This window comes from Virgibacillus sp. LDC1, from assembly GCF_025792345.1.
GTDB classification, from domain to species: domain Bacteria; phylum Bacillota; class Bacilli; order Paenibacillales; family Paenibacillaceae; genus Paenibacillus_AQ; species Paenibacillus_AQ lautus.
Genome location: NZ_JAOXLZ010000001.1, coordinates 4,471,220 through 4,481,089, shown reverse-complemented (window position 1 = coordinate 4,481,089; position 9,870 = coordinate 4,471,220). Strand labels below are relative to the sequence as shown.

The window sequence follows — 9,870 nt, the reverse complement described above, 5'->3', positions numbered from 1 at the left end:
TAGTAAGACCCCTTGAAGACGACGAGGTAGATAGGTTGGAGGTGGAAGTGCAGCAATGCATGGAGCTGACCAATACTAATCGGTCGAGGGCTTATCCAACATATTTCAATGTGCTGCAAATTCGTTTCGTATCTAGTTTTCAGGTGATCAATCACTTGAATTGAATAATGTTCCCTGATAGCTCAGTTGGTAGAGCACTCGACTGTTAATCGAGTTGTCACAGGTTCGAGTCCTGTTCGGGGAGCCATTTATGGAGAGGTGTCCGAGTTGGCCGAAGGAGCACGATTGGAAATCGTGTAGGCGCCAAAAGCGTCTCGAGGGTTCGAATCCCTCTCTCTCCGCCACTATTATTTCAAGCAAGGCCCGTTGGTCAAGGGGTTAAGACACCTCCCTTTCACGGAGGTAACAGGGGTTCGAATCCCCTACGGGTCACCACTATCTTAATTGCATCAGGGGATGAGAATCCCGTCGGTTCGTCGGAGGATAACTTCGTAAGCAGAGGCTTCGCAGTCTCAAACGAAGTGAGAGTATCCCCTACGGGTCACCACTTTCTTAAAAAACACTTGCTTCTTATATCAGATTTTGATATGATAAAAGTCGCTTTGTTACGGAGGCTTAGCTCAGCTGGGAGAGCATCTGCCTTACAAGCAGAGGGTCGGGGGTTCGATCCCCTCAGCCTCCACCATCAATCATCCCCAAGAAGTGAAGCTCATGCTTCGCAGGTAATTCCGATTGTTTTTCGGGGATCCTATACAAGCAATTCTTATAATGACGCGGGGTGGAGCAGTTCGGTAGCTCGTCGGGCTCATAACCCGAAGGTCGTAGGTTCAAATCCTGCCCCCGCAACCAATTTATATCGCGATAGCGATAATGCCTCGTGGAACTGTGGTGTAGAGGCCTAACATGCCTGCCTGTCACGCAGGAGATCGCGGGTTCGAATCCCGTCAGTTCCGCCATTCTTTACAACTTTGGGATGAGATGAGTATCCGATATGGGTTCCGTCAAAGTTCGCGAAGAGCTTTAAGGCTCGGTAGCTCAGTCGGTAGAGCAGAGGACTGAAAATCCTCGTGTCGGCGGTTCGATTCCGTCCCGAGCCACCATGTACGTTTTATAACTTTATATGCCGGTGTAGCTCAATTGGTAGAGCAACTGACTTGTAATCAGTAGGTTGGGGGTTCAAGTCCTCTCGCCGGCACCATTCTGGAGGATTAGTGAAGTGGCTAAACACGGCAGACTGTAAATCTGCTCTCTTCGAGTTCGGTGGTTCGAATCCATCATCCTCCACCAGTTTTTAGGGGCATAGTTTAAAGGTAGAACAGCGGTCTCCAAAACCGTTAGTGTGGGTTCAATTCCTGCTGCCCCTGCCAATCGTATCACAGTGTTTTAATATGGCGGTCGTGGCGAAGTGGTTAACGCACCGGATTGTGGCTCCGGCACTCGGGGGTTCAATTCCCCTCGATCGCCCCATATTACAAAATCATATTGGGGATTAGCCAAGCGGTAAGGCAACGGACTTTGACTCCGTCATGCATAGGTTCGAATCCTATATCCCCAGCCATTGATTTTTATGTTTGCGGACGTGGCTCAGCGGTAGAGCATCGCCTTGCCAAGGCGAGGGTCGCGGGTTCGATTCCCGTCGTCCGCTCCATTTTTATTTCTGGCGCCATAGCCAAGTGGTAAGGCACAGCTCTGCAAAAGCTTTATCCCCAGTTCGAATCTGGGTGGCGCCTCCATAACAAAACTATGTGCCCTTAGCTCAGCTGGATAGAGCGTTTGACTACGAATCAAAAGGTCAGGAGTTCGAATCTCTTAGGGCACGCCATTATGTAAGCCGGTGTGGCGGAATTGGCAGACGCGCGCGACTCAAAATCGTGAGGGAAACCGTGGGGGTTCGAGTCCCTTCACCGGCATCATCCAAAAGGAATGTAGACTATCAACGTCTGCATTCCTTTTTTTGTTGCATCTAGATCGATAGAGATCCAGTGCAGGGTTGGACGTAGGTCTGTAGGAGGCCCCGCCTTAGGTCTAGGTCTAAAAACCGTCCCCAGGCCGTTTTAGTGAAACTCGAAATTACCTAGAATAGAGTCATAAGGTTGAACAAATGAAACAACGATCAAACAACAGAAAGGCGGTGTATAAATGAGAAATTCAAAAGGAAATGGAATGAGTATCCTGTTGATTGGTTTAGGGATCTTGGTTCTCCTGGGAGTATTCGGTCCTCTGCTTGGATGGTTGTTCAGTCTTTTAATTCCAATACTGATGGTCGCGTTGGGATACTACGGGATCCGGAGAGGTAACACCTTGATGGGATGGGTTATTCTCGGTATCGGTGTGATCTGGTTGATGGGTAAACTGTCTTGGCTGATCGGTCCGATCCTTGGAGTTATCTTAATCATCTACGGGGTGTCCCGATTGAAGAATGGCAGACCCCGTTATTGATAAAAACCACTACATTAAATAACATGCATGAACAACAGATCATGATAGATGAGGAGGGCTAAGCCAATATGAGTGTTTTCCGGCGGATAAGAGACATAACCGTAGCAACATTGAATGAAAAGCTCGAGCAGAGCCAGGATCCGGTTCGATTGATCGACCAGTTCCTACATTCAACCAGACAGGACATTGCAGAGGCTGAGAAGCTGCAGCAGCAATGCCAAGTACATTCCAGACAGCTGAAGCAGCAGGTGGATCAAGCGGAAACCATGCGCTATAAACGCGAAGAGCAGGCGCTGCTTGCATTGAAGGCCGGCGAAGAACATCTTGCCAAGCTGGCATTGCAGGAGAAGCTGATCTATGAGGAAAAGATCGAGCAGTATCAAGGCCTGTTATCCTCAAGCCTGGAGTCGCTAAAAGAAATCGAGGAGCAGCTCGGCGAGCTGCGGATGGAATATCAGACGGTATACAGCAAACGCCAATATTATGTTGCCCGAGTGGAAACCCTTCGTCTTCAGCAGAAAATGAATGAACGTACGGGCTCCTACGGCGGCGGCCATGACGTACCGAAGATGTTCAATCGCCTCGAAGACCGTATCAGCGACTGGGAACTCGAAGCCAGAAGTCTTCGCGATTTACGGCGCATGGGGCAGGAATACATGGAACAGGCTGGTGAATCGGTCTCCACTGTATTAGAAAAAGAACTTGCCCGCCTGAAGCAGAAGCTGAATAACAGCGGAAAGGAGTAACCATGACTAGATTGTACCGTTCCACCCGAGACAAAATGTTCACAGGGTTGATCGGCGGTATATCCGATCATTTCGGAGTCGAATCTACCCTACTTAGAGTCATATTTGTAGTCAGTATCTTTTTCACAGGCGGTACAACGCTGTTGATCTATCTGATTGCATCCCTTGTAGTACCTAAGGAGCCGTATTATCACGATCCGTACGGTCCACAGGGAAGACATGGTGGCGGATACCGTTATAACGATCATCCGGGCCCTGGACCAGGCTACAACAGCTATAACGATGCTTATGGACGTCAAGGCTATCCTAATGAGCATGGAAATTTTGGTCCCAAATATGACCGTCCCAATGGCACAAGAAACAACGCGCCAGCGGATTCCGACCTGGATGCGATGATGAAGGATATTGAGAGAAAAGCCATGCAAAAAGAAATCGAAGAATTAAAGAAAAAACTTTCGAACTATGAGAAGGGAGATAAATAACATGGGAGTATTTAAAAGAATTAAGGATATGACGAAAGCATCGGTGAATGAACTGCTGGATAAAGTAGAGGATCCGATCGTAATGTTGAACCAGTACCTGCGCGACATGGAGGCAGAAATTCACGAAGCAGAGGTAACGGTTGCGAAGCAAATGGCTAACGAGCGTCGTATGAAGCAGCGCGTCGATGAGGCTGTGAAGATGGCGGCACAACGTGAAGCTCAAGCTGAATTGGCTCTGAAAAATGGTCAAGAAGAAGTGGCTCGCAAGCTGCTTGAAGAAAAAATCTATTTCGATCAAAAAGAAACCGAGTACGTGGAATTGCACCTGCAATCCGAGGCTCAAGCGAAAGAGCTTGTAGCTCAGCTGCATGAAATGAAAGACGAGTTCTACAAAATGCGCAACAAGCGTAATGAGCTCGTAGCCCGTGCTCAAATGGCTAAAGCGAAGAAGCAAATGTCTCAAGTGAGCAGCCTGCACACGATCGAAAGCGGCAGTGCTTCGATGGGCTTCCACCGCATGGAGGAAAAAATCATGCAAATGGAAGCAGAAGCCGATGTGCTTCGCGCCCCATATCGTCCTAACAACGCAGTATACACAAGCCCCGTAGATGCTGAGAAGCAATTGAAGGTGGATGAGCAGCTGCAAGCTTTGAAAAACAAAATGGGGAATTCTTCGAAGTCCGAGTAATTCCTCTAGCAAGTCAGCAAAATAAGATTAAACCGTATTCGAACACCATGTTCATATGATATGCTATACGAATGAGATTGTCGTATAGTACAGGCAAAGCCATACAGTGGGGAACGTCTCACTGATATGGCTTTTCCGAGCTTATATCTTGGTCATCAAGGAGGTGCGACATGGACAGAAACCGCTGGATAGCAGTTGGTTTAATCAGCTTGGGTATTATTATGCTTTTCGGCCGATGGCTTGGTTTCTTCACCATTGTCGCCCTGATACTCATGTTCGCAGGTGTCCTTCAGGTCAGACAAGGCCATTTGAAGAAGGGATACATTCTGCTCGGAGTAGGTGCCGTACTGCTGCTGCTGGAGCATCTCATGTTGATTATCGGCATCAGCTTGATATCACTGGGTATTTTTTATGGCAAGTCGAAGCGAGCCCATACGACGACAAAGTACATTCAGAAGCAGAACTTTATGTCCAACTTTGATTGGGACCGGGCTCCGTGGGTGATGCGCAGTCTGAGTGTGTGGCATGTGCTTGGAGAGGCGGATGTGGATCTATCCCTGGCGCTTCCGGAGGAACGCCAAACGGTCCTTATGTTCCATGGGATACTGGGGGATATTGATCTGATGATCCCGGACTATTATGGAGTGGAGATCGAAGCATCGATCCTGTTTGGCTCGATTCATATGGACGACCGGAAGGAAACCGGCATATTAAACCGCGTGCGGTATCAATCACCCAATTATGAGACCAGTGAATATAAAGTGAAATTTATTGTTTCTTATTTGGGCGGAGATTTGAATATAAGAATGACATAATCAACGTATGTTTTGTGTAAACCATTCAGGAGGGTTGCCCCGTGGAAACGGAAAAGAAAGCAAATATGATTACCCGAAGTATGCGTGAGGGGACCCTTCTGGGATTGGTTGTCATGCTGGTTGTCCTATATTTATTATATACATATGGTTATCTTCAACCGTTTGAGACGTGGAAGAACCGGATCGAAGCCGGCATTACCCTGGTATTGCTGCCGATTGGGCTGGGAGCAATCTATGGCTTCTTCCAGGGATACCGGGTAAAACGGAGGGTCGATCTCGTGAGGGAAACGCTGGTAAACTGGGAAAAAGGCAGCCTTACGGATGTGATGCCGGACATCGGCGAAGACGAAGTGGGCCGGCTTGGAGAACAGCTGGTGAAGATCAGCAAACGCTGGGAGGATCAAGTGTCTTCCCTGCAGCGGTTATCAACGAACAATGCCCAGCTTGCCGAGCAGGCCAGGGTAACAGCAATTGTGGAAGAGAGGCAGCGTCTGGCGCGCGAGCTCCATGATGCGGTTTCTCAGCAGCTGTTTGCCATCTCGATGACGGCAACCGCTGTGGGCAGGACGCTGGATAAGGATTTTGACAAAGCGCAGCGCCAGGTGGCTCTGATCGAGGAAATGTCGGCTGTGGCCCAGTCCGAGATGAGGGCGCTTCTTCTTCATCTGCGGCCGGTTTATCTCGAAGGGAAAGCACTGGAGCAAGGGCTGAAGGATCTGATCAAGGAATTGCGGATTAAAGTACCTATGGAAATTACGTTTGAAATGGACGATGACATACATTTGCTTAAAGGGATCGAAAATCATCTGTTCCGTATCATTCAGGAGGCGATGTCAAATACGCTTCGGCACTCCAAAGCGGAGAAGATGGACATCCGTATTCATCGCAGGCAGAACACTGTTCGGGTGATGCTGCGTGATGATGGGATCGGGTTTGAACTGGACGATAAGAAACAGACTTCCTACGGTCTATCGACGATGCAGGAACGGGTGACGGAGATCGGGGGCTCGGTACAATTCATAACAGCACCGGGTAAAGGGACTCGAATTGAGATCGTTGTGCCACTCATAAATGATGAACGTAAACGGGGGGATGGAGATGGAAACGCCGATTAAGGTGCTGCTGGTGGATGATCATGAGATGGTCCGGATCGGTTTAGCGGCTGTGCTTGGTACAGAGGACGGCATCGAGGTGGTGGGTGAAGCGGGCAGCGGCGAGGAAGGGATACGCTTAGCGCAGGAATATCATCCTGATGTGGTGCTGATGGACTTGGTGATGGACGGGATGGATGGTATCGAGACGACGCGCCAATTGATGAATCAGTTTCCGAATCTTAAGGTCATTGTACTGACCAGCTATCTGGACGATGAGAAGATGTATCCGGTTATTGAAGCAGGTGCGTTCAGTTATTTATTGAAGACATCCCGTGCTTCTGAAGTAGCTGATGCTATACGTGCAGCCGCACGCGGGCAGTCGGTGCTGGAGTCGCAGGTTGCCTCCAAGATGATGAATCGATTCCGGCATCCGCAAAATGAAGCACCGGCGCATAACGACCTTACGGACCGGGAAATGGAAGTGCTCCGACTGGTGGCGCAGGGCAAGTCGAATCAGGATATTGCCGATGATTTGATTATCGGCATTAAAACCGTGAAGTTTCATGTAACGAATATTTTAGGCAAGCTGGGGGTAGAGGATCGAACCCAGGCTGCCATCTACGCTTATAAAAATGGGCTGGCTGAGTAAGGAATGCCGGCTCTTTTTTATGCGATGATCGTGACATAAACAGATCCAAGATGCTGAGACGTTGAGCGTGGTACAAAAGCAGATTCATGATGCGATGCGTGAGTTATAAACATATCCATGTAACCATGAGAGGCAGGCTTAAAGACTCCCGGATCGGGAGCTTTTTTTATTTAGGGACGGGGAAGCAAGAATGTTTACATAAAGCCCGGTGAAGGCTCTTTTTAACAAGCGAGGTATAAATCTGCGGTAACGAGGCCATCCTTTTTACTAGATTGATAGATTCGAACGGGGAGGCGTGACTGACCATGCGGAAGATGCGTTTACAGATCGTTGTGATGATGTTGTTGCTGTGCGGGGCAGCAGGTATGATGGCGGGTTTTGCGGGAACAACGGAAAGCAAGCGAAACGAATCGGTTCCGCATGTGATAGAAGCGTCAACTTCAGTTTCAAGTGGAACAGGAGAAAAGGGTGTCGATGGAACAACTGGAACCGGGGTAGCTGCAGATAGCGATTTAACGCTACTGGCAGCGCTTGGGCAAGAGCATATGGAAGCTTCGGCCATGCTCACGGTAAAAATTCAAGGTGAAATGATAAATTCCATACCAGAAGATCAAGCTAAGACAGCAGCTGAGCAGCTGGCTCGTACCATGGGGCTCTCGGGGATTACGACGTCCCCGCTTCAGGGAAATGAAGTGTTCCAAGCAGAAGGCGTGCTCTCCGGTGTATCCGTCCATCTGGATTGGGCCCTCACGAAGGCGGGCCATAGTTATGTCAGAGCTATGCTTGTCGGAGAAGCGGCTGGGCAGACCCGGGAAATGATCGCATTACAGCAGCAGATTCAAGAGATGATGAAGCAAGCAGGCATACCGAACACATGGAATGCGTCCATTCAAGGGTATGCATCGGAAACCGCAAGCGTTGATGGGACGATGGCTCAGGTAGAAGAGAGTATAGCCCAAAAGTTCCCGCTTCGCTCCGTTGAGGATTATGCTGATGACAACACACGAAGCCGTTCATATGAGGTTCCTTCACTGCATGCTTCTGTGATAAGTGGCGACACGCCGATTCATATGCAGATCGCAGTGCATGAAGATTCGATGAAGAAAAGTAGTAGAATAACGATCGGATTTCCCGTCATTACAATAGAATATTGAAAATGATTTCTGAAACTCCGATGAAAAAATGCGGATTGAGATAGCATACTTGAAATGAATATGCTAAAATGTCATCACATCGAGTTAAGTGCCGATGCATAAAAATACACTATAATTCATAGAAAGAATGAGGAGCCATGGCTGAAAATCAAAATCTAGATACAATGAAGACACCGGGAGCTGTATTTTTCATCTTTGGAGCGACTGGTGATTTGGCAAGACGTAAGTTGTTTCCGGCGATCTACAGTCTTTATCGTGAAGGAAAACTGGATGAGGATTTTGCGGTAATCGGCGTGGCGCGGCGTCCGCGCACCCAGGAAGAGTTTCGGGAGGACGTGTATCGTTCGATTCAGGAATTCTGCCGATATAGTTCGGAACAGGATAGTGAATGGAATGCATTTGCACAGCATTTTGAATATAAATCTTTAGATATTAACAATATTGACGGTTTCCGTGAGCTTCGTGAACAAACGGAGCAATTGGAAACGAAATTTAATATACCGGGTAACCGCCTATTTTATCTGGCGCTTGCACCGGAATTGTTCGGCAGCGTATCGTTTAACCTGATGAAGGGCGGTATGCTTGACGGAGAAGGCTGGAACCGTCTTGTGATCGAGAAGCCGTTCGGTTACGATCTGGAGTCGGCTGCCAAGCTGAACGAAGAGATCCGTAAAGTGTTCAAGGAAGAAGAGATCTACCGGATTGACCATTATCTTGGTAAAGAAATGGTACAGAACATCGAGGTTATGCGTTTTGCGAATGCTTTCTTTGAGCCGCTTTGGAACAACAAGCATATCGCCAACATCCAAATTACGCTTGGTGAAACGGTTGGTGTCGAGGAGCGCGGCGGATACTATGATCATGCCGGGGCTCTAAGGGATATGGGCCAAAACCATATGCTGCAGCTGCTGACCATGATTGCGATGGAGCCGCCTAGCCGATTGCTCGCAGAGGATATCCGCGACGAGAAGGTAAAAGTGCTTCGTTCCTTGCGTCCGTATGCCACACATGAAGAAGTGAAGAACAACGTGGTTCGCGGTCAGTATACGAACGGTTCGGCGGGCGGTAAAGATCTGCCGGCTTACCGTGAAGAGGACAAAGTGAATCCGGAATCCAATACGGAAACCTATTTTGCGGCCAGAGTATTCGTGGACAACTTCCGCTGGGCGGGCGTACCGTTCTATATCCGCACGGGCAAACGTCTGCCGGTTAAGACAACCGAGGTGGTTGTCGAGTTCAAACGGATGCCAACCAACGTTTACTTGGGACAAAAGCATTCCCTGGAGCCTAACCTGCTCGTCATCCGCGTGAATCCGATGGAAGGCATTTACGTGAAGATAAATGCGAAAAAGCCGGGATCCGAATCCGAGATCGCTCCTGTAGCGATGGACTTCTGCCAAAGCTGCATCGTGGGCATTAACTCTCCTGAAGCGTATGAGCGTCTATTGCATGACGCGGCTCGTGGAGACTCCACTTACTTTACACGCTGGGACGAAGTGGCTTCGGCATGGTCCTTCGTGGATCGTATCGCCAGTGCATGGAGAGAGAACCAGGGCGAGCTGGAATCGTATCCTGCGGGCTCGTGGGGACCTGTCAAAGCAGATGAGCTGTTGAAGGAAGACGGATTCCACTGGTGGCCGGTTAACGGTCAGCTCGAGGATAATGTGGTGTGGTTGAAAAACTAAGATCATTTTCTATAATTTACGCGTTAAAAATCATCCTCATGCGCCCTGCGCATGGGGATGATTTGCGTATGAATTGTGGTACAATGATATACATGACTTTAGTTACGAAGGGATAAGT

At 48.8% G+C, this 9,870-nt stretch carries 9 protein-coding genes, 16 tRNA genes and 1 rRNA gene; all 26 read left to right on the top strand.

The window, feature by feature from the left end:
* Nucleotides 1–99, top strand: a 23S ribosomal RNA gene (locus OHJ21_RS20620); the annotation flags it as partial.
* A gap of 72 nt (nucleotides 100–171) precedes the next feature.
* Nucleotides 172–247: transfer RNA gene (locus OHJ21_RS20615), tRNA-Asn, on the top strand.
* A 5-nt stretch (nucleotides 248–252) separates the two neighbouring features.
* Nucleotides 253–344 (top strand) — tRNA-Ser (locus OHJ21_RS20610).
* A gap of 16 nt (nucleotides 345–360) precedes the next feature.
* Nucleotides 361–435: transfer RNA gene (locus OHJ21_RS20605), tRNA-Glu, on the top strand.
* 174 nt (nucleotides 436–609) lie between these two features.
* Nucleotides 610–685 (top strand) — tRNA-Val (locus tag OHJ21_RS20600).
* Nucleotides 686–772: 87 nt separating this feature from the next.
* Nucleotides 773–849, top strand: a tRNA-Met gene (locus OHJ21_RS20595).
* Nucleotides 850–879: 30 nt separating this feature from the next.
* Nucleotides 880–956 (top strand) — tRNA-Asp (locus OHJ21_RS20590).
* 68 nt (nucleotides 957–1,024) lie between these two features.
* Nucleotides 1,025–1,100, top strand: a tRNA-Phe gene (locus OHJ21_RS20585).
* Nucleotides 1,101–1,122: 22 nt separating this feature from the next.
* Nucleotides 1,123–1,198: transfer RNA gene (locus tag OHJ21_RS20580), tRNA-Thr, on the top strand.
* Nucleotides 1,199–1,202: 4 nt separating this feature from the next.
* Nucleotides 1,203–1,287, top strand: a tRNA-Tyr gene (locus tag OHJ21_RS20575).
* A gap of 6 nt (nucleotides 1,288–1,293) precedes the next feature.
* Nucleotides 1,294–1,367 (top strand) — tRNA-Trp (locus tag OHJ21_RS20570).
* 24 nt (nucleotides 1,368–1,391) lie between these two features.
* Nucleotides 1,392–1,467, top strand: a tRNA-His gene (locus tag OHJ21_RS20565).
* Between the two features lie 16 nt (nucleotides 1,468–1,483).
* Nucleotides 1,484–1,558: transfer RNA gene (locus OHJ21_RS20560), tRNA-Gln, on the top strand.
* Between the two features lie 15 nt (nucleotides 1,559–1,573).
* Nucleotides 1,574–1,648 (top strand) — tRNA-Gly (locus tag OHJ21_RS20555).
* Between the two features lie 11 nt (nucleotides 1,649–1,659).
* A tRNA-Cys gene (locus OHJ21_RS20550) sits at nucleotides 1,660–1,733 on the top strand.
* Between the two features lie 12 nt (nucleotides 1,734–1,745).
* Nucleotides 1,746–1,822, top strand: a tRNA-Arg gene (locus OHJ21_RS20545).
* A gap of 8 nt (nucleotides 1,823–1,830) precedes the next feature.
* Nucleotides 1,831–1,910 (top strand) — tRNA-Leu (locus OHJ21_RS20540).
* 229 nt (nucleotides 1,911–2,139) lie between these two features.
* On the top strand, nucleotides 2,140–2,439 hold the full coding sequence (locus OHJ21_RS20535; RefSeq protein WP_127593521.1) for a hypothetical protein: 300 nt from the start codon (nucleotides 2,140–2,142) through the stop codon (nucleotides 2,437–2,439).
* Nucleotides 2,440–2,507: 68 nt separating this feature from the next.
* The gene (locus OHJ21_RS20530; protein ID WP_100539270.1) at nucleotides 2,508–3,185 is read left to right on the top strand and encodes a PspA/IM30 family protein; all 678 of its coding nucleotides are present in this window, start codon (nucleotides 2,508–2,510) and stop codon (nucleotides 3,183–3,185) included.
* Nucleotides 3,186–3,187: 2 nt separating this feature from the next.
* Nucleotides 3,188–3,667 (top strand): PspC domain-containing protein, encoded by a 480-nt coding sequence (locus tag OHJ21_RS20525; RefSeq protein WP_100539269.1) that lies wholly within the window; start codon nucleotides 3,188–3,190, stop codon nucleotides 3,665–3,667.
* A gap of 1 nt (nucleotide 3,668) precedes the next feature.
* A complete protein-coding gene (locus OHJ21_RS20520; protein ID WP_100539268.1) occupies nucleotides 3,669–4,355 on the top strand; it encodes a PspA/IM30 family protein in 687 nt (228 codons plus the stop codon).
* Between the two features lie 170 nt (nucleotides 4,356–4,525).
* On the top strand, nucleotides 4,526–5,170 hold the full coding sequence (liaF, locus tag OHJ21_RS20515; protein ID WP_100539267.1) for a cell wall-active antibiotics response protein LiaF: 645 nt from the start codon (nucleotides 4,526–4,528) through the stop codon (nucleotides 5,168–5,170).
* A gap of 41 nt (nucleotides 5,171–5,211) precedes the next feature.
* On the top strand, nucleotides 5,212–6,285 hold the full coding sequence (locus OHJ21_RS20510) for a sensor histidine kinase (protein WP_326096191.1): 1,074 nt from the start codon (nucleotides 5,212–5,214) through the stop codon (nucleotides 6,283–6,285).
* Nucleotides 6,263–6,913, top strand: a complete 651-nt coding sequence (locus OHJ21_RS20505; protein WP_036644768.1) for a response regulator — start codon at nucleotides 6,263–6,265, stop codon at nucleotides 6,911–6,913. The genes OHJ21_RS20510 and OHJ21_RS20505 overlap by 23 nt, the downstream gene beginning before the upstream one ends.
* A 305-nt stretch (nucleotides 6,914–7,218) precedes the next feature.
* Nucleotides 7,219–8,067: a YwmB family TATA-box binding protein gene (locus OHJ21_RS20500; protein WP_486020984.1), complete on the top strand. Its 849-nt coding sequence runs from the start codon at nucleotides 7,219–7,221 to the stop codon at nucleotides 8,065–8,067.
* A 137-nt stretch (nucleotides 8,068–8,204) separates the two neighbouring features.
* Nucleotides 8,205–9,752 (top strand): glucose-6-phosphate dehydrogenase, encoded by a 1,548-nt coding sequence (gene zwf, locus OHJ21_RS20495; RefSeq protein ID WP_100539264.1) that lies wholly within the window; start codon nucleotides 8,205–8,207, stop codon nucleotides 9,750–9,752.
* Nucleotides 9,753–9,870 lie beyond the last annotated feature (118 nt).